This window comes from Lentibacillus salicampi, from assembly GCF_004565465.1.
Taxonomy (GTDB): domain Bacteria; phylum Bacillota; class Bacilli; order Bacillales; family Amphibacillaceae; genus Lentibacillus; species Lentibacillus salicampi.
In genome coordinates this window covers 13,096-32,911 of record NZ_SRHY01000036.1, presented here as the reverse complement: position 1 = coordinate 32,911, position 19,816 = coordinate 13,096, and the positions used below count along the sequence as shown (strand labels likewise).

At 46.6% G+C, this 19,816-nt stretch carries 17 protein-coding genes; 9 read left to right on the top strand and 8 right to left on the bottom strand.

What is annotated here, in order from left to right:
- From E4U82_RS15390 to E4U82_RS15380, 3 genes are all read left to right on the top strand, one after another.
- The coding region (locus E4U82_RS15390) for a transposase (RefSeq protein ID WP_135111054.1) at positions 1 to 980 on the top strand (980 nt) is incomplete at its 5' end.
- A gap of 797 nt (positions 981 to 1,777) precedes the next feature.
- Positions 1,778 to 2,323, top strand: a complete 546-nt coding sequence (locus tag E4U82_RS15385; RefSeq protein WP_135111053.1) for a GNAT family N-acetyltransferase — start codon at positions 1,778 to 1,780, stop codon at positions 2,321 to 2,323.
- 243 nt (positions 2,324 to 2,566) lie between these two features.
- A complete protein-coding gene (locus E4U82_RS15380; RefSeq protein WP_135111052.1) occupies positions 2,567 to 4,183 on the top strand; it encodes an FMN-binding glutamate synthase family protein in 1,617 nt (538 codons plus the stop codon).
- A gap of 49 nt (positions 4,184 to 4,232) precedes the next feature.
- Here the strand turns inward: E4U82_RS15380 and yidC are convergent, their stop codons facing one another.
- Positions 4,233 to 5,039: a membrane protein insertase YidC gene (gene yidC / locus E4U82_RS15375; RefSeq protein WP_135111050.1), complete on the bottom strand. Its 807-nt coding sequence runs from the start codon at positions 5,037 to 5,039 to the stop codon at positions 4,233 to 4,235.
- Positions 4,994 to 5,365, bottom strand: coding sequence for a hypothetical protein (locus E4U82_RS15370; protein ID WP_135111049.1), 372 nt, complete (start codon positions 5,363 to 5,365; stop codon positions 4,994 to 4,996). Before E4U82_RS15370 ends, yidC begins: the two co-directional genes overlap by 46 nt.
- Positions 5,366 to 5,618: 253 nt before the next feature.
- Here E4U82_RS15370 and E4U82_RS15365 point away from each other — a divergent pair, with 253 nt between their 5' ends.
- The 3 genes from E4U82_RS15365 (at position 5,619) to crcB (E4U82_RS15355) (ending at position 7,732) form a co-directional block, all read left to right on the top strand.
- Positions 5,619 to 6,908, top strand: coding sequence for a CynX/NimT family MFS transporter (locus E4U82_RS15365; protein WP_135111047.1), 1,290 nt, complete (start codon positions 5,619 to 5,621; stop codon positions 6,906 to 6,908).
- Positions 6,909 to 6,995: 87 nt separating this feature from the next.
- Positions 6,996 to 7,382, top strand: a complete 387-nt coding sequence (crcB, locus tag E4U82_RS15360; protein ID WP_135111046.1) for a fluoride efflux transporter CrcB — start codon at positions 6,996 to 6,998, stop codon at positions 7,380 to 7,382.
- A complete protein-coding gene (crcB, locus tag E4U82_RS15355) occupies positions 7,379 to 7,732 on the top strand; it encodes a fluoride efflux transporter CrcB (protein ID WP_135111044.1) in 354 nt (117 codons plus the stop codon). Before crcB (E4U82_RS15360) ends, crcB (E4U82_RS15355) begins: the two co-directional genes overlap by 4 nt.
- A 227-nt stretch (positions 7,733 to 7,959) precedes the next feature.
- Here the strand turns inward: crcB (E4U82_RS15355) and E4U82_RS15350 are convergent, their stop codons facing one another.
- The 5 genes from E4U82_RS15350 to E4U82_RS15330 form a co-directional block, all read right to left on the bottom strand.
- The gene (locus tag E4U82_RS15350; RefSeq protein WP_135111043.1) at positions 7,960 to 9,498 is read right to left on the bottom strand and encodes a solute symporter family protein; all 1,539 of its coding nucleotides are present in this window, start codon (positions 9,496 to 9,498) and stop codon (positions 7,960 to 7,962) included.
- A complete protein-coding gene (locus E4U82_RS15345; protein WP_245183609.1) occupies positions 9,495 to 9,851 on the bottom strand; it encodes a DUF485 domain-containing protein in 357 nt (118 codons plus the stop codon). Before E4U82_RS15345 ends, E4U82_RS15350 begins: the two co-directional genes overlap by 4 nt.
- 241 nt (positions 9,852 to 10,092) lie before the next feature.
- Positions 10,093 to 10,851 (bottom strand): LytR/AlgR family response regulator transcription factor, encoded by a 759-nt coding sequence (locus E4U82_RS15340; RefSeq protein WP_135111041.1) that lies wholly within the window; start codon positions 10,849 to 10,851, stop codon positions 10,093 to 10,095.
- 727 nt (positions 10,852 to 11,578) lie between these two features.
- Entirely contained in the window at positions 11,579 to 13,324 is a 1,746-nt protein-coding gene (locus E4U82_RS15335) for a LytS/YhcK type 5TM receptor domain-containing protein (protein ID WP_135111039.1), read from the bottom strand.
- Complete coding sequence (locus E4U82_RS15330) at positions 13,321 to 14,865, bottom strand: solute symporter family protein (protein WP_135111038.1); 1,545 nt, start codon at positions 14,863 to 14,865, stop codon at positions 13,321 to 13,323. The genes E4U82_RS15335 and E4U82_RS15330 overlap by 4 nt, the downstream gene beginning before the upstream one ends.
- 294 nt (positions 14,866 to 15,159) lie before the next feature.
- Between E4U82_RS15330 and E4U82_RS15325 the strand changes: the two genes are divergently transcribed.
- The 3 genes from E4U82_RS15325 (at position 15,160) to E4U82_RS15315 (ending at position 18,966) form a co-directional block, all read left to right on the top strand.
- Positions 15,160 to 16,296, top strand: a complete 1,137-nt coding sequence (locus E4U82_RS15325; protein ID WP_135111036.1) for a hypothetical protein — start codon at positions 15,160 to 15,162, stop codon at positions 16,294 to 16,296.
- A gap of 33 nt (positions 16,297 to 16,329) precedes the next feature.
- The gene (locus E4U82_RS15320) at positions 16,330 to 16,719 is read left to right on the top strand and encodes a ribonuclease HI family protein (RefSeq protein WP_135111035.1); all 390 of its coding nucleotides are present in this window, start codon (positions 16,330 to 16,332) and stop codon (positions 16,717 to 16,719) included.
- 324 nt (positions 16,720 to 17,043) lie between these two features.
- Positions 17,044 to 18,966, top strand: a complete 1,923-nt coding sequence (locus tag E4U82_RS15315; RefSeq protein WP_135111034.1) for an FUSC family protein — start codon at positions 17,044 to 17,046, stop codon at positions 18,964 to 18,966.
- A gap of 34 nt (positions 18,967 to 19,000) precedes the next feature.
- Here E4U82_RS15315 and E4U82_RS15310 read toward each other — a convergent pair whose 3' ends face one another.
- Positions 19,001 to 19,627: a metal-dependent hydrolase gene (locus E4U82_RS15310; RefSeq protein WP_167751446.1), complete on the bottom strand. Its 627-nt coding sequence runs from the start codon at positions 19,625 to 19,627 to the stop codon at positions 19,001 to 19,003.
- Between the last annotated feature and the right edge of the window lie 189 nt (positions 19,628 to 19,816).

Here is a 19,816-nt window from a genome sequence, read left to right as displayed (position 1 = left end):
CGAAAGTCAAACGCACAAAAGAGTTGGATGATGACTCACCAACTAAAAATGATACCAAAGATGCGAAAGTGATTGCACAGGTAGTACGTGCAGGACGCTATCATGAGCCAATTTTACTTGAAGGCATTTATGCTGAATTGCGTGAAGGGATGAAACTTCACGACATGATGCAAAAAGATTTGTCATCAATCAAAGCACAAGTACAAAATGCGCTGGATCGTTATTTTCCAGAGTTTACAACCGTTTTTAAAGATTGGACTAAGAAAACACCGATTCACTTTTTGAAAAAAGGCTATCTGCCGGCAGATATCGTATCCTGTTCGGAAGAGGCATTAATGGTGGAAGTAAAACAGGCGGCGAAACGGGGGGTTGGAATCAAACGTGTTCAGGAACTTAAGCATGCGGCCGAAACGAGTGTAGGTCTCACCGTTGGATTGACAATGGCGCGAGAAGAACTCAGCTACCTAATTGATCAATATTTGGCTATAGAGGAACGTATCGGGGCTCATGAAGCACGATTGGAAGAACTTGTTCTCCAAGTTCCAGGAGCCAGTGAAATGATCGCGATAAAAGGGATTGGCGTCATGACCGTTGCCGGTTTTTTCGCTGAAGTAGGCGATTTATCCAATTATAAAGATCCACGCCAAATCATTAAATTAGCGGGATTTAATCTTCAGCTGAACGAGTCGGGCATTTTTAAGGGTCAAACAACGATTACGAAACGTGGCCGCCGACGCTTAAGATCCATACTATACTTGGCTGCACGCCCTTTATCGGCTAATAATGAAGGATTTAAACAGCTGCATCATTATTATAAACATCGACCAAGCAACCCGCTGACAGGTAAGGAATCGTTTGTAGCACTTGGCCGGAAACTCATCAAGATCTTCTATGTCATGGGAACTCGCAACTGTGCATTCGATGGAGAGCGTATGATGAGGGATATTCCCCAATTGACATCCCTGCAGGAGGTAGCTTGATTAGATAGGTATAGGTTGTGAAAATGATCAGATTGCCGGTATAAAACGTATCAATGTTGATTAATGCTTGATGTGATGATGTATATTGGGATGGCTTGTAGAACAGGCTATGCCCCCCAACAAAACCAGATAATGAATGATTTACAGGAATTGTGGAAGTTATACGAAAAGAACGTACGCTGTCTATTTATCTAGATTCTACGACAATTGAAGCACGGATTAGCCGGTCGATATTTACTCCGTTAGGGCATAGACCCACTTAAAAAGCATTTCCGGCATCCACACATGGTAAGGTTGAACTAAGGAATTTACGCGCAAGACGCCGAGAGATATGGGAGGGTCCACCACCATGTTGAATGTGGAGATCCAAAGGTGCGATCATATGATATACTTTTCTTAGTTTTCAGAAATATGGGCGCTAAGTGTATTAGGATTAACTAGACAATTCCATATTTTTCCATTATTGATATATAATCTTCATCCTTATCAGATGGCTTCATCAAATGTGGTAGGAAAAGTGAGAAAAACAGCGATATTTTAAGAAAGTCGAAATAAATAGAGGGAGGGCTTCAAAGGGTGATAATACCATCCTATCTGATGAAGAAATTAGTAAAATGTTGAGGTATACGAATTCCTCCTGTTGTTCAGCGAATCAATTCTTTCATTCAGCTTTTCTTATGCTATAATGTCCATAATAAACAAGAAGGGTGTGATGCTTATGTTTAAATCAGGTTTTCAAGAGGGTCGTTATGTCATAAATGGAATTTCGGCAAATTCATTGAAAGGCAGGCATCACATTGTTAAAAGGCGAAAAAACAGAACTTAGACCTGTAACAAAAGAGGATTTAAAGAATCAATACAAATGGCGGAATAATGAGGCGATTGCCAATCTGGCGGCGGGTTCGGATTCATTTCAGTACAACAACACGCCGCTTGAAACAATGGAAGCATTCTATAAAAAAAACCTGACGACAGTGGACGTACAGCAAGGCTGTGTGTTTTCGGTCTATACATTAACAGATGGCAAACATATCGGCAAATGTGATTACCGCGATGTAAACCTCGTCACCAGAACAGCAACGATCGGTTTGTCAATCGGTGAGCGTGACTACTGGAATCAGGGCTATGGTTCGGATGTTATCCATACACTGGTACGCCACTTGTTTAACAGTCTTAATTTACGACGCATTCAGCTTGATACATGGGGCGGCAATCAACGCGCGATTAAATCCTATGAAAAATGCGGTTTCGAGATTGAAGGGCGTCTCAGGGAAAATGAATACGTTGACGGGGCGTATTATGACACCATCATGATGGGGTTGTTGCGTTCAAGTTTTTCATGATCTATTTGAAAAGGTTCAGTCGGTTACCGGCTGAACCTTTTACTTTTTCCACGTTCGATTAAGTTGGCAGGATGGGCATCGATCAGCATTAAAGGGCTTGTGTATACCGCATACCCGAAATGAGCCATTCATTGCTGTTTTTTATGTTTCAAATAACCCAGAATAGCGGATTGATGGATAATTTTATGGTGAATGGCACACCCTACTTGTATCAAGTTTATATAAAAGGTGGGGACTAGACACATGAATGCAGCAAATATCATGACCATTATCGGGTTTGTCATCGCTACAATTGTTGTCCTGATACTTCTGGTTATTGGTCTATACATATACTTCGTTGACCGTACGCAGCGCCAGCATCCGGTGCTTCGGAATTATCCGGTTGTCGGACGGGTGCGTTATTTTTTTGAAAAAATCGGTCCGGAACTACGGCAGTACTTTTTCAACAATGACCGTGAAGGCAAGCCGATTTCCCGTGGTGAGTTCCAGCATATTGTGCGAAAGGCGAAATATAAGCGGGATGTGACAGGTTTTGGCTCACAGCGGGACTTCGAAAAGGAAGGCTATTATATCCGGAATAGCATGTTTCCGAAATTGACGGAGGAACTGCGCATGGACAATGCCACAAAAGTGACGACGAATCGTTACCTGCTGACCAAGGATCCGTTATTCACACAGCGGGAAGAGCATTTGGAGGAAGAGCGGTCGTCGGCTTACTTGCTTGATAAGGAAGATACCATTGTTATCGGGGAAAACCGCTGTCGGGAGCCGTTCAGAGTCCGTGGTCAGATTGGGATGTCGGCGATGAGTTATGGATCGCTTGGTGAACGGGCTATTACGGCATTATCGGAAGGGCTCGGGATTGCCCAAGGGACGTGGATGAACACAGGAGAAGGCGGTCTCTCGGATTATCATTTAAAAGGCGACGTTGACATTATCATGCAGATTGGGCCCGGCTTGTTTGGACTCCGGGACCAGGAAGGCCACTTCAACTGGGATGAACTGAAGGAAAAAAGCGAGATCTCACAGCTGAAGGCATTTGAGGTGAAGTTGGCCCAGGGTGCGAAAACGCGCGGCGGCCACGTCGATGCCGAGAAGGTGACCGAAGAGATTGCCCGGATTCGTATGGTCGAACCGTACACGTCCATCGACAGTCCGAACCGGTTTCCGGAATTCGATGATTTGTCCTCGTTGTTTGATTTTATTGAACGTGTGAGGGAACATTCCGGCAAACCGGTTGGCATGAAAATTGTGGTGGGGAGTCAGTTTGAAGCGGACGATCTCGCAAAGCAAATGCGGGATACCGGAAAAGGGCCAGATTTCATTACGGTAGATGGTGGTGAAGGCGGCACAGGGGCTTCGTATCAGGAACTGACGGACAGTGTTGGGCTGCCGATCAAATCCGCGCTGCCGCTGGTTGACAATTCGTTAAAAAAATATGGCGTTCGGGACCAGGTGAAAGTCATCGCTTCCGGAAAGCTGTACTCCCCTGACAAGGTAGCTATTGCCCTCTCGATGGGTGCAGATATGGTCAATATCGCACGCGCTTTTATGATGACGGTCGGCTGCATCCAGACGTTAAAATGCGCATCCAATGTCTGCCCGGTTGGGGTTGCCACAACCGATCCAGACCTGCAAAAAGCATTGGTCATTGACGAGAAGAAATTCCGTACCGCCAATTATCTGATTACGATGCGGAAAGGGCTGTTCCGGGTAGCAGCAGCCGCTGGACTGGAATCGCCGCTTCATTTTAAACGTGAGCACGTTGTTTATAAAGATGAAAAAGGAAAAACATGGTCGCTCGATGACATTTACCAGTCGATGATCGAACCGGGTGGTGAAGGATCGATGAATGCGTGAAGATCATATAACAACAAGGAGATTGCCTGCGTGCAATCTCCTTGTTGTTTCAGGACGTTTCAGCCGTCTTTTTTTTATGCGCTAAATAAATCTTCTTGGAAATAAGTGTCTGCCCGATAATGAACAAACCTCCGACGGCCCAGTACAGCGGCAGTGCTGCTGGTGCACTCAGGGAAATAACGCCAATCATGATCGGCGACAGCATGCCAAAGATAGCCATTTGTTTTTTCTGCTTTGGATCCAGGCCGATTTGTGAAACTCTGAATTGGACAAAATAGATCACAACAGCGAGGATCGTCAGCAATATGTCGGTTTGTCCAAGGTCAAACCACAAAAATTGATGTGCCGCAATCTCTGGTGTCCGGCGAATCGCATAGTAAAAGGCGATTAATATCGGCATTTGGATCACAAGCGGCAGACATCCGGCCATAGATGCCAGCGGGTTAAAATTGTGCTTTTGATACAACTGCATCATTTCCTGCTGCATCTTCATTTGGGATTCTTTGTCTTTCTTGTCCTTATATTTATTTTGGATCTCATCCATTTCTGGCTTGAGTTCTTTCATTTTATCCTGCATTTCCAGACTGCTTCTCGTCTGTTTCAGCATGAACGGCATGACAGCAAGTCTGATAATGAGCGTGATTAAGATGATTGACAAACCGTAACTGCCGTTTAAAAAAGATGCCATTCCTTTAATCAATAAGGAAAAATTGTAGACAAAAAAGTGATTGAAAAATCCTTCCGTATCAGCATTGATCGGTTCGTTAATCGATCCGCAGCCGGCCAGGAAAATGACAATAATCAGCGTGATTAGGCTATATTTTTTCGTGAAAGTGAACACAGATTGTCGTTCCATAGTTGTCCTCCTCGTTTTTTCATCATTGGTTTGAAAAAAGAGAAGGCATGGTCGTCCTTATCATCATCCGGCGCGTCAATCCGTTTGGCCATTTTCACAATCCAGTCCATGATCTCTGTCGCCTCTCCGATGGGCTCCTGGATAGGGGCGGAGTGAATTTGAATGGCATGGGTCTTTCGTTTGTATACATGCCCATGGCCAGTGAATTCGTGCAAATGATCGAACTGGATAAGTTTAATCGCAGCCATAGCGGAAAGAACCATGCTAAGATAAAGGTAAAAGGGCGACGTCTCCGTAAACAGCTCGTACAATAGTTCAATTACCATCTGTATTCACCTCCTTTGTCGTATTCAGAAATTCTTGCATGATAAATGATACTACAAACTGAAGAAAATAGTAAGGGGGAATGTTTGGCTTCACTCGAATCGTTAAATGAATCCGTTTGGCCCTTTATATGACTTGAAAGAAAGATTTTTGTTTGAGTACGCCTGTCTTATGGAATAGTATGAGTACAAAAGAAATCGATTTGTGACATGATGCGTGTGGAATCTGTTAGAGAGGAAGGAGCATCATTTTTTAATGAGGATCTATCAGTTTGAGGATATGAAGCGCTATAATCAGTTTTTGCTTGTGGCCGGGATTATCGTGATTGCGTTTAATCTGCGTGCGGCGATTACCTCTGTTGGCCCGTTGGCAAATGTCATCGGCGAAGATCTGGGGCTTGCCAGCTGGAGTGTCGGGGTTCTGACCAGTTTGCCGCTGATTGCCTTTGCGGTGATGTCGCCGGTTGCGCCCATTCTAGGCAACAGGTACTCGAATGAAATTGTCCTCATCGCTGGAATGGGGGTGCTTTTGGTTGGCATATTAGCGCGGTCAATACCGATGGTGCTTTTCCTCTTTGGTGGGACATTGCTGATCGGCCTGGGCATTTCAGTTTCTAATGTTCTGCTGCCTGGTGTTATTAAGGAAAGGTTCCCGAATCGGGTTCCGCACATGACGAGTGTCTATTCCATTGCCATGGGACTTGTCGCAGCACTGGCGTCCGGTGTCAGTGTACCGCTCGCTGATAGTGTCGGGCTTGGATGGGAGTGGTCCCTCGCACTCTGGGGCCTTCCAGCCGCAGCAGGCATTGTCATTTGGGTTTATTTTGTCAAACGGCGCCGGGCTGCCAATGAAGTGAGCGTTCATTATGTGGGGGCCAGCGATCTGCGGATGTGGAAATCGCGGCTTGCCTGGGAGGTGGCTGTTTTTCTGGGCCTGCAGGCATTTTTGTATTATGTTGTCATTGCATGGCTTCCGGCTATTTTGCAAGACTATGGGGCAGGAAGCGGGACGGCGGGCTGGATGTTGTCTTATGCGCAATTCATCGGGCTCCCGGCCAGCCTGTTGCCATTGCTTGCGGGAAAGTTCAAATCACAACGCGGCCTGACAGTTAGTGTTTGTTTACTGGCGTTTGCCGGGACTGCAGGGTTGTTGTTCGGTGAATCCACCGTTATCATGATCACAAGTGTCACCTTACTGGGTGTTTCCACGGGGGGATTGTTTCCGTTGGCGCTTGCCTTTTTGGGTATGCGGACAAATGACCCGCAACAGGCGGCGGAACTATCCGGTATGGCACAGGCGCTTGGCTATTTTTTGGCTGCATTGGGGCCAATTGTGATAGGTTCGTTAAATGATATCACATCAGGCTGGCAGATACCGCTCGTAATGGTGCTTGTGGTAACGGTGCTGATGGCTGCCTCTGGTTACGGCGCCGGCCGGAATCGGACGGTTGCAGATGAATTCAGTGACATGGCTGATCGTGAAAGGGCAAGTATGGAATCGGATGCGCGTTCACAGTCCGTGGGGAATAAAGAAAATCCCAGCTGAATGAAGTTCGCTTTATTGATAGTTGTTAAAATGTGACGACATAACGTATACTCTGTAGTTAATAGAAGTATGAAGCAGGTGGTTGGTATGCATGTACTGCTGGTCATGGCCGGCGGATTTTTTGGCGCAATCGCCCGGTATGCGCTGGGCGAGTGGATTGTTACATCTGACTTTCCGTTGAATATGTTAGTGATCAATTTAATGGGATGCTTTTTCCTTGGCTGGTTTCTGACGTTCGTGAGTCAACGAGCGAATATAAGACCTGAAGTAGCACTGTTAATCGGGACGGGGTTTACGGGCTCATTTACGACTTTTTCAACGTTTTCACTGGAGACATTTCAACTATTTCAGGAAGGGTTGATTGTTCAGGGTGTTCTTTATATTATGGCCAGTATGATTGGCGGCGTTCTAATGGCATGTGCAGGTTTCAAGCTTGCAGTTGCTTATAGTGGGGAAGGGCGTGGTGGCGGATGATATGGCTAATTGGACTCGGTGGCGCGTTAGGTGCTGCTGCGCGTTATTTGATTAGTGATTTTATTAAAAATAGGTATACCGCGTTATTTCCGTTAGGTACTTGGATTGTGAATTTGACCGGCTCATTTCTACTCGGGTTGCTTGCCGGTCTTTACTTGGAAAATGGTATCAGTGACGGGCTATGGCTCTTTTGGGGAGCGGGTTTCTGTGGTGCGTTTACGACTTTTTCCACTTTTGGTCACGAGACGGTTTCATTGCTGCAGTCGGGCGAGGTGAAAACAGCCGGTGGATATGTAGCGGCGTCTATTGTTACAGGAATTGGAGCAGCTGCTTTCGGACTGTGGATTTGAGAATGAATGGTCGCGGGAGGCGAAAGGCGATTTAAATCGAGCGACTGGGACCGGGAATCGAGCGACTACCGCTCCAGCTTTGCGTGGTAGCATCTCCAGTCGCGCAGCCATCGCATCATTTCGCAACCACCACCTAACTTACCCAATCCACCGCATCAACACCGCGCATCCGCCCCCTACACACATTAAAAAAGCGACTGCTGCACTGCAGTCGCTTTTCTTGGAACTTAACTTCCTGTTTCCCGATAGCCTGTATTCGCTTTGACTTTCACTTCGGCATATCGTTTCACATCTGATTCTTTCGAAAAAATTGTGCCGAGATAGCCACCAAGGAACCCGATTGGCACTGAGACCAAAGCTGGGTTGGTTAGTGGGAAAATCGGATCCCCAACAAACAAAGCCGCCCCTTCAACTGGCGAGAACACACTTGGACTCATGGACACAAGAATCAAAGCTGAGAAAAGACCGCTCAGCATGGCCGTAACAGCACCAGCCGTATTGAAGCGTTTCCAGTAGACCGTGTAAAGAATAACCGGCAAGTTGGCACTGGCTGCAATACAAAAGGCCAGGGAGACAAGGAATGCGACGTTCAGATATTGCGCAAACAATGACAGGACAATCGAGAGTACCGATACCGCTAAAGCTGCATAGCGGGCTGCCAGCATTTGCTGCTGATCGGATGCTTTGCCTTTTTTAATAATCTGTCCGTATAAATCATGGGCAAATGCTGATGCGCCGGATAGAACAAGACCGGCAACAACAGCCAGAATGGTGGCAAACGCGACAGCCGAAATGAACGCAAACAAGAATTCACCGCCGATTGCCTCGGCCAGCAGTGGTGCTGCCATATTGCCGCCCGGGTTGGCCTCAGTGATCGTTGACTCGCCGACAAAAATGGCCGCGCCAAAACCAAGGAATAATGTTAAGACGTAAAAAATGCCGATGATCCATGTTGCCGTCACAACCGAGCTTCGGGCAGTTTTCGCATCCTTTACGGTGAAAAAACGCATGAGAATATGCGGTAAACCAGCTGTACCAAGGACAAGCGCCAGCATCAGCGAAATCGTCCCCAGCGAATCGGTATATTTTAATCCCGGACTTAAATAATCTGCTCCGTGACTGGTGGCTGTTTTGACTTCGCTGAACATGGCACCGATGTTAAAGTTAAAATGCAACAGAACAAGAAATGAAATGACCACCATGCCGGCCATTAACAAGACTGCTTTGACGATCTGAACCCAGCTGGTGGCGATCATGCCGCCAAACAGGACATAAATGGTCATCATGACACCAACAATCAGAACAGCCCCCGAATAAGGAATATCAAACAATAGCTGGATAAGCGCACCTGCACCGACCAGCTGGGCAATCATATAGAAGATGGAGATCGTAATCGTACTCAGGGCGGCAGCGCCTCTTACCTTTTTTGCATCGAACCGGGCATTAATCATATCAGCAATCGTATACTTCCCGAGATTTCTTAATGGCTCTGCCACCAAGAATAACACCACGAGATATGCGATGAGAAAGCCGATGCTGTAAAAGAATCCGTCAAACCCGAAAAGAGCAATTGAACCGGCAATTCCCAGAAAAGATGCAGCGGACAAGTAGTCACCTGAAATGGCAAGTCCGTTCTGAAATCCGGTCAAGCCACCCCCTGCTGTGTAAAAGTCCCCGGTTGTTTGGGTTCGCTTGGACGCCCAGTACGTTATGACAAGGGTCAGCGAAACTATAATTAGAAATAGAATGATAACGGTTGGACTCATGACGATTCACCCCCGTTATGCATCTGATCCTTGATAATCTGATCGGCCTGATTGTCAAACGATGCTGCCTTTTTTACATAAATTGTACAGAGAACCCAGGTCATCACAAATTGGGCAAAAGCAAAAACCCAAACCCAGGAGATATCACCAACCAGTGGTGTATTTAGAAACGTTGTGTACGATGTCAACACCGGCAGCAAAAAGTAAAAAATAAGAAAAAAGATAGTGTAGGGTATAATGAATTTTTTCTTGTTTTGCATAAAGCTTTTAAACTGTTCGCTTTCTTCCACTTCTTCAAAATCGACCGTTTCATTGGCCTGCTTACCTGTGTTCAATTCGTTTACAGTACTCACAAAATACCTCCCCATGTTAAGTTAAAAAGGTCCAGTCGGTCCGAACCCCCTAATTCAGCCAGATTACTTCCCCGTGTGTCGGATATGAACATCCTGCTGAATGGATTTAGTTGGATGAAATCACCTCCTGTATTTGTAAGCGCTTACTATAGATTATAGGTGATACCTGGCTTATCGGAGGTGAATTTTGGACCAATTGTTGTACACTGTGTCTGAAAAGTTAAAATGGACTGCTGAATGGTCAGCTTCTAAACGTTTCGAGCAGAATTTTCCGTGCCGACCGGCTGACAGGCAAAGTCGTATGGTTATTATCATTTAATGTGAGGTTATAAGCTCCGTTAAACCATGGTGTGATCTCCCGTACATAATTCAGGTTGACAAGACAGCTGCGGTGAGTGCGGAAAAAGGACAGCCCCTGAAGACGGTCTTCCAAATCTTGCAATGTCATCCGGCTTTCGATCACTTCATCATGTGTATGGATGGCCAGCATGCGGTTGGATGGGACGGCATAATAAATCGAATCAGGCGACAGCACCACCATGCGCTCTCCATCATCGACAAGCAATTTTTCGGGAGCTTGGGCAGTTTGTGAATCCGTGTGTTCACCCCGTTTTATACCGGTTTGTATCATTTGTTTGCGGATGCGGCGCATTGTCTTTTGAAAGCGTGTATCGTCATAGGGTTTCAGTAAATAATCAACGGCTTCAATCTCAAACGCATCCATCGCATATTCATCATAGGCGGTCGTGAAAATGAACAGTGGGGGATGACTATATGCGAGATTGATGATTTGTTTGACTGCCTCTACACCTGACATCTCCGGCATTTGCACATCCAGAAAAATAACGTCAGGTTCATATTCAACATACAAGTCAACTAATTGATTGCCTGTCTCAGCACTGGGACAGATCACGACATCAGGTTCTTTTTGCAATAGATAGATCATATCTTCCCGCGCCAGTTGTTCATCCTCGGCGATCATGGTATGAATGGTTCGCATTGGGATCCCTTCTTTCTTTAAGGTTTATTAAGGCGTTCTTGTTTTTAACGCAAAATCCATAAACAGCGACGTAAAATCTTATTAGAGCATTCAGGTAAGCTTTCTGGCGACGCAGCTGGAATATACTCGCTTTCCGTGGGCTCACCACGAGCCTCCTCGCTCGCAAAAGTTCGCTCGCTGTGGGGTCTCTTAGCTCCGACGCACACGACGTGCTAGTGCAGGCGTTGCGACAGGACGTCGCGGTTTTAGCCTGCCTGTCCCACAGGAGTCTCGCATATTCCAGCTGCTGGTTTAAATGGTTATTAACGTTTCTTTTTTCGCTATAATCGAATAAAACGAGAGTGAGCAATTCTCAGCGGATACGTAGACTCAATCAGAACAGTCACGTGTCCGAAGACCCCGCAGGAAAGCGTAAAGGTTCAAAGGCTAAGCACGCCACGTCCTGTGGCAACGCCTTTGTGACCAACATCGTGTTGGCCCGAGGCTGAGGCCGTGCCCATGGAAAGCGACGAGCCAAAGCTTCCGCCGAATACGCTACGAGTTGCGAGGAGTGCTGCTACTTCGAAAAGTCTTGCAACACGACGAGCACCAAGTATATTGCCGGAGCGTTTCTAAGCACTTAGCGGTAATCAGAGTGGCATAAGCCGCTATATTAAAATTTTCGTTACGTCGCTGTTTATATCAACTCAAAAGATAAAAGCTGCGAAATTTATGCGTATGCCCCTCTTTAATGATCCTGGTATGGAATTGTAAAATAGACTTCACTTCCGCGTTCCGGCAAATTGCGTATGTGCAGGCGTGCCGAATCCCCAAGCAGACTGGTCAGACGCTGGTTTACATTATATAAACCGGCACCCCCGTTCTGGCTATCTTTCAGCGAAATCTTTCCGGCATCCTTTAATAGGTCATCAGGAAACCCCGATCCATTGTCTCTGACGGCAATTCGAATGTTTTTACTAAGTTTTTCCATGACGACGTGCACTTTGCCGCCCTCCGTGACATCTTTTAAACCGTGTTTGATGCTGTTTTCAACAAGCGGCTGAATCGTGGAAGGCGGAATGGGGACGGGCAAAATATCCCCAGGTTCCGTCAAGTAAATGGTTAACTGGCTGGCAAAGCGGGTCTGGATAATTTCGATATATGCTTTAACGTGTTTGTATTCTTTTTCCAATTGGACCAGCGATGCTGAGACGAGTCCGATATTAAAGCGCATATAGTGAGCCAGATTAACTGTGATGTGACGCGCTTGCTCTGAGTCTTTTCGAAACAAGGCTGCTATCATGTGGAGCGTATTAAATAGAAAGTGCGGATTGATCTGTGCCTGCAGGTTTCGCAGTTCTGCATCACGCATATGCCTTTTTAGTTCTTCTGCTGCAATGGTATCGAGTTGATTGGTAACCAATTGCCCCAGCCCTCTAGCCAACACGAGTTCCACCGGCCGGATATGCTGTGCCTTTTCGAAATAGAATGTAATCAGCCCTGTTGCTTCCCGGGTACTGATGATGGGTATGATGATCGCGGCTTCAAACGGACAATTTCTGTGTGTGCATGGCATGTCTGAACGGGACCAGGCGATTTGCATCTGCTGTGAATCAAGCGCCTGCCGGGACAACATAGCCGCAATCGGATCGCCTTCCCGATGATGATCACCGCCCTTTCCACGATGAGCCAGAACTTCCTTTTCATCTGTCACGGCAACCGCAGCGAGATCTAGACGGTCATAAAGCAAATCAGCCATTCCAGCTGCCATGTCCCGGGATGAACGTTTTCGTAAAAAAGGGAGAGCCTCTTCGGCTATGGTCAGTGCTTGTTTCGTCGCTAGCGCCGCCTCGTCTTCCTGCTCCCTGAGAACAATGCCGATCATCGCCGTAAAAATCGCAATGGAAACGCTGTTCGATAAGACCAGGGGCAAACCAACCATATTCACAATCGCGATCATGCCCTCTGAATTTGGCTCAAAAATCAACAACATGTGCATTTGTAACACCGGTGGGAAAACGCCGATGAATAAGGCTTTCATAGGTGAGATGACCCGCTCATTGGAAAAAAATCGGGCCGTCCACCCCGCCAGAAGTCCGGTGATCGGATTGACAAGACAGTTTGCAATAAACCCTATGCCGCCAAGCCAGAAAAGATGTGCACCGGCAACAAGGCCAGCCCCCAGACCGACAATAGGTCCGCCCAGTAATCCGGCAATGACAACCGCAACAAGGCTTGAGCCAGTTACCATTTGATCATCACCGACAGGCGTCAGGATAAAATCACGAGTGGCGGCCGCATCCCCCTCGATGACAATACCTGTTATCGTACCGGCTATCGCAAACAGGCCAAACACACAGGCATGGACCAAGAGCATCGTTTTGCTGAATTCGCGGTCCAGGAGTGATCGGAACCCACGAGTGCGTGTCAAGACAAAGGCGATGACGAGCAATAATCCCAGACGTTCGAACAAAATGAGTGTCAAATAGTTCATGAGCGGTTGTCCCTCGTTTCAATCCCTGTCTGTGCCTTTATGTAAAATTGCCGGAATTCCCTTGTGCTCTGGACTGACGGCTGTGTTAACAGCGATCCAAGGAACGCACCCAGGAATCCAATCGGGATAGCGATAATGCCCGGGTTGGACAACGGCAGCAGCGGCTCATACGGAATCCATCCACCAGACGGGTTCATGATATGCGGGCCAAGTAGCAAAAGCGTAAGGGAAGCAACCAGACCGCTTGCCATGCCGGCGATGGCGCCTGTTTCAGTGAAACGCTTCCAATAAATTGTGAATAGAAGCACCGGCAGATTACTTGAGGCTGCGACAATAAACGTCAATGAGACAAGGAATGTTACATTGATATTTTTCAGACCGAGCGCAAACAAGGTTGAGATTAACCCAACGACAAAGGCTGTCCATTGGGCCGATCGCAGCTGTGTTTTTTCAGCTGTCCGGCCCTTTTTAATGATGTGGAAGTAGACATCATGTGAAAAAGCCGTTGTTGCTGAAATCACCAGGCCGGCAACAACCGCAATAATCGTTGTAAATGCGATGGCCGCAATGAACGCCATCAGAAAGTCACCGCCCAATTCCCCAGCCAGAAGCGGCGCCGCCAGATTTCCCGTCGGATCAAGACTAACCAGCGGCTCATAACCAATCAGTGCAACCGCCCCCAGCCCAAGCACAAGGGCGATAATGTAAAACGCCCCGATAATCCAGCTGGCCGTCAGCAGTGATTTGCGGACCTCTTTTGTATTGCGGACCGTAAAGAAACGAATCAGAATGTGCGGCAGCCCCGCCGTCCCGAGAATTAACGCAAGGTGCAGTGATAGATTTTCCAATGGATCATCGTACAGATTGCCGGGTAGAAAAAATTGCTCCTTCAATGGTGTACCGGTTTTTACCTGAGCAATCAATTCCGCGATATTCCAGTCGAACCGTGAAAACACAATTAAGGCGAGAAGAAAGGTCCCGGACATGAGCACGACCGTTTTCACAATTTGCACCCATGACGTGGCGAACATGCCGCCAAACACCACATAGATCGTCATTAAACTGCCGATGATCAGAACAGACGTTGAATAGTCAATATCCAGAAGCAGCCGGAGCAAGAGACCGGCCGCGACCAGCTGCGGAATCATATAAAGGATGGAAATAACCAGTGCTCCAATCGCCATCATCCAGCGCACCCGATTGCGTGGAAAACGCGAGCAAACGACATCCCCGAGTGAATAGTTGCCTAGCCGGTGAACAGGCTCGGCGATGAAAAACAGCACGATTACATACGAAACCAAAAAGCCGATCGCATATAAAAAACCGTCATATCCGCTAATGGCAATGGTTCCGATGATTCCGAGAAATGAAGCCGCACTGATGTAATCTCCGGCAATCGCCATCCCATTTTGGATCCCTGTTAAACTGCCTGCTGCCACATAAAACTGGTTCGTCGTCTTACTCTGCTTGGCTGCCCAATAGGTAATGATTAACGTGCACACGATTATGCACAGAAAAAACAGGAAATACGTTAGGTTCACGGTCTCACCCTATTCTTTATCGGAAGACTTTCTACATATGTGCTAAGATTTAGAATGTTACCCCTACTATGAATCGTACCCTAATCTGGTTCATTCGTAAAGCAGAGAGCGGGTAGTTTTGTTTATAATGAAAAACGCCAAATAATCAAGTAAAAACGCCAGACTCCTAAGCAATCAGGTAAAAACGCCAGACTCCGGAGGCCGGCAAGGTTGTTTTAGCTTTTAAAAAACGGGAATGGCAATGGTATTGAAAGGAAAACTACCTGACAGACCAACTGAAAGGGGGCACTCGACTTGATGAAAAACATAACGGTAGGGTTAATTCCGGCACCTGAGCTTCCGGAAAGAATAGCGGCCAAACTAGCCGGCAGCTTATCCGAAGCTTTCAATGAAATGATTGACGGCGATATTTCATGGGAGGTCAATGTTTATCGTGATCCGTTGACAGGCGCTGCTGAAAATGTGGATAAGCTGATTGAACGGGCTGAGGAAATAAAAGAACGCAACAAGTGGGATTATACGGTGTGTCTGACAGACCTGCCTATCTTCTCCAAAAGAGGTGTTGTGCTTGCCGATGTTAACGATCAGAAAGGGGTTGCGCAAATATCCGTCCCTGCATTCGGCCTCCCCCCTGTTAAACAAAGAGTGAAAGCGGCGATTATTCAGGTTGTCGGTGAGTTATATTTTAGGGTGAACGGAAAAACTGCCAAAAACAACGGCAGCATCACTGAAAATGACACGTTACTGAAAAAGCGATTTCTCTTTTCTCCTATCCGTAAAGTGACGCCACCGGAGAAAATCGCTAAATCGGACGTACGCTTCATCCTGAAACCAAAACAGTTTGGAAGATTAAAGTTATTGCTCGGGATGACCCATGCGAACAGACCCTGGTCGATTCTCCCCTCATTTAAACACGTGATGGCAATCGCCTTTGCCACCGGTGCGTATGGGCTGGTTTTTCCGACACTCTGGAAGCTGAGCGCTTCGTATGGACAGAACCGTTTCTGGATCTTGATGCTGACGGCGGTTGTTGGTATGATGATTTGGATTATTTTTGCTCATAATCTATGGGAAAAACCAAGCAGCAAAAGCCAAAGAAAACTGCGCTTGCTGTACAATGCAGCGACACTCTTGACCATAACGGTCGCTGTCAGTGTTTATTATGGCATGTTGTTTTTACTGTTTCTGACAGCGGTCGCCTTTATCGTGCCGCCGGAACTCTTCAGCGAAGTGGCAGGATTGGAGAAGAAAATTGCTGGGTTTAATTATCTTGTTAACTTGGCATGGCTCGTCACCTCGATTGCTACATTCGCAGGTGCGATCGGGTCAGGCTTGGAAAGTGAGAAGAAGGTCCGGAACATCATGTACGGTTACCGGCAGCAACTGCGTTATGCAGAAATGGATTATTACGGCGAGGACAAGGATAGCTGAATCGTTTGCCCTCTATTAGAAAGGAGCACACCAATGATCGAAGTATACACAGATGGGGCATCGAGTGGTAACCCGGGCGTCAGTGGGGCGGGCGTCTATATCAAAGTCCACGGAAGAGTAGTTGAAACATCCTTTTCACTTGGCACTATGTCCAATCATGAGGCAGAGTTTCACGCTGTTTTAAAAGGACTGGAGATTTGTCTGAAAGATTTTCCCGGCGAAATTCTGTCCTTCCGTTCTGACTCTAGCTTGGTTGTCAATGCGGTTGAGGCCGGTTTTATCAAAAATCCTGCCTATAAACCGCTCCTTGCTGCTATCAATGAGCGAGCAGGTCATTTTCCCTATTTTTTCATTAAATGGATCCCGGAAAAACAGAACCCCCATGCTGACAGACTGGCCAGACAGGGGATACATGACCAGTGACAGGATGGGGAAAAATTGACTTATAACAGTTATTCTTTAAAATAGATATGTATGCCATTTATTTGCACACAATGTGACTTCGTGCATGTAAACTGCTCACATGGGCTTCATCCACCAAACATACTAAACTAAAAAAACAGCTTAGAGAGGCTGTTCAAAAAGTCCGGTAAAAATGACACGTCGAATTTCTTCGTTGGCTTGTTTTTGCGCTACTCACGTATTTAAATGCATACATTCCGCCCGCCAAAACTACGCTGCCTCGAACTTCTCGGTCCTTTTTATCCTCCTTTTTGAACACGCACTTAGAGAAAGAAGGAAGTTTCAGTGGCAACATCGATCATTAAAGATGCTTTAAAGGTAAAAAGAACTCCTTTTCCGTGGCGGCGAGCAATTGGAGCTGGGCTAAGTGCGTCCATTCCCGTCATGATTGGCATATTGCTCGGGAATTTCCAATATGGTTTACTTGCCGGAATTGGGGGATTTTCATCATTATATGTGTTTAATGAACCGTATAAACATCGGGCAAAAAAGGTGTTTTTCGTTATACTGGGATTGTCCGCCGCTGTAGGGCTTGGTACACTGACGGCAGCTTCGCCTGTTTTATTTTCTGTGTTATTAGGGCTAATTGGCGGGGTCGGGACGTTTGTTTTTGGCGCCTTGAAAATCCCGGGGCCGGCATCGATCTTCTTTGTCATCATTTTTGCCATGACATCTGCAATGGAAATGAATCCGGATGCCGCACTACTCAGGGCCGGGTTGGTCGCGATGGGTGGCACCGTTTCCTGGCTGGTTGCAATGGCTGGATGGTTTTCCGATCCTTATGAGCCGGAAAAGAAGTCGATTTATCGCCTTTACTGGGCACTATCGACCTTATTGGAATCCATTGGAACGGCCAATTTTAATGAAATGAAGGAGAAAACGTTATTCTCATTACAGGATGCTGAAAGCACATTGGCATCTGGCTATATTTCCTGGCGCAGCACCGATTCGTTCAAGCGGTTATATGTATTAAAAGAATTAGCACATGGTATTTGGATGGATATCCTGGAGATGGAGGCGGAAGGGAAAAAAGAAGTGCCGCCGAAAATGAGTGTATTCTTGCAACAGATTACAGACGCGCTTCAGAAAAAGCATCCGGCAATAAGCATCACTGCTCCCGATATGAAACAATTAAATACGCGAGAGGAGCGCCTTTTGGCCAAGTTAGTCGAGGCAAATGCGGTTATTCATGAAACGTTTCCCAATTTGGACCAGGAAGTTCATCTACAGAAACAACCAATCATCAAAAAATTTGCGGATGCGTTTGATAAAAACGCCCTTGTTTTTTTAACATCCGTACGATATGCCATCGTACTGGGGCTTGCGGCGTTGATTGCCTTTTCGTTTGAATTTGACCGGTCATACTGGATCCCTGTTTCGTGTGGTTCTGTCATGCTCGGTTCTACCATCATCAGTACGTTTCACCGGTCCATTCAGCGTTCGCTTGGAACCTTGACTGGGATTATAGTGGCTGTCGTGATTTTATCCATCAGTCCGGCTCCGATTGTTGTGGTGCTATTAATCGCGATGTTTCACTTTCTCACAGAAACCTTCATGGTGCGCAACTATGCACTCGCCGTTACGTTCATCACACCGAATGCAATTTTAATGGCTGAAAGTACAACCCAAATTCAAAATTTATCTTACTTTGCCACCGCACGCATAACGGATATCATCATTGGCTGCATCATTGGGATTATAGGCGTTCTGCTGGTCGGTCGGCATTCAGCGTCAAGCCGCCTGCCGCATTTAATGTCTAAAACCATTCGCAGCCAATCACAGTTATTTTTCAAGATTTTTTCGGAAAACAGTGTGTCGATAGCTTCGGATTTCCATCGTACGCAAAATAAAATGCAGACCAATTTAAATAATTTACGAACCGTTTACAACACATCGTTAGGTGAAATCCCGAATGATTTCGATTACTTGAGCCGTTTATCGCCGGCAATTTTCTCGATGGAACAGCTTGGCTATTTCTTGGATACGGCTGCAGAAAATGGTGGGGCAACAGGATTATCCAAAGCCGAAGTGGCGGAGTTTATCTATTTATTCGAGACGATGGCACAGTCTATTGAGCAGTACCGATTACTCGGGACCTTTGATATTCCTGACATACCGGAACACGCTCAAGTTCGTCAGGAAGTCAATACATTACAGGAAACGTTGAAGCTTAGTTTGACTCGGTCAGCTGAAAAGGGCGGAGGATAAAGTCGAAACACCGGCCCGTCTCCGCTTTCTCCTCCTAAACCCCCTTCTTGCTAAACGGCAACAATAATTTGATTCCGCGTTTGTTCCCCGGTACAAACCGCATGTCGGCCACTAAATGGCTCCCGTAGGCAAAAACAAGCGTCCAAAAAAGACCATGGACTGCAAATTCCGTATGGACATAATAGGCAACTAGACTGAAGAAAAGCCAGCCTATTATTGAATGGGTGTAACCCCTGTGCGATACGAGCGCAGCAACGGTGACATAAGCGCCCGCCAGCCAGACCCATGTTTGTGATAACAATATACCCCCAGCAATAATGGCGGCGCCGCTGATAAAGAGCATCAGTTTTTGGGAAAACTTCGGCGCAATGAATAACAAAAAAGCCCCTAGCGTAAGCCCCATATATTGTTCTGTCCCGGCTAGCATAAACCAGGCGTAAATAGCCAGCAGAATACCGGTGGAGCGCACAAAACTTTGAATCATTTTATGAGATAGTGAGATTTTATTGGCGAGTTTTCCGGCTGTATCCAAATCTGGTGCAAGCGCGGCAATCACACCGGCGCCCATCAGTATAGCTGTATTAATGGCGTCCTGGCCGGTCGACTGGGCAACAGCAACCCCCGTTCCGGCGCCGATCAGTGCATGAATTTTTCCGTCCATTGTCAGTCCCCTTTTGTTCGTCATGACATGGTCATTATACAAGAAGAACGGCTGTTTGTTTAGCGAATGGTCGGGATAGCGTGCGGCGTGCAGAGGGTTTTTCCTGTTTAGGAAGTCCGTCTTTGTTTTTATGACATATATTATAGTTTTATTGTCGTATATAATGTTATTTTTGCAATTTATATATTG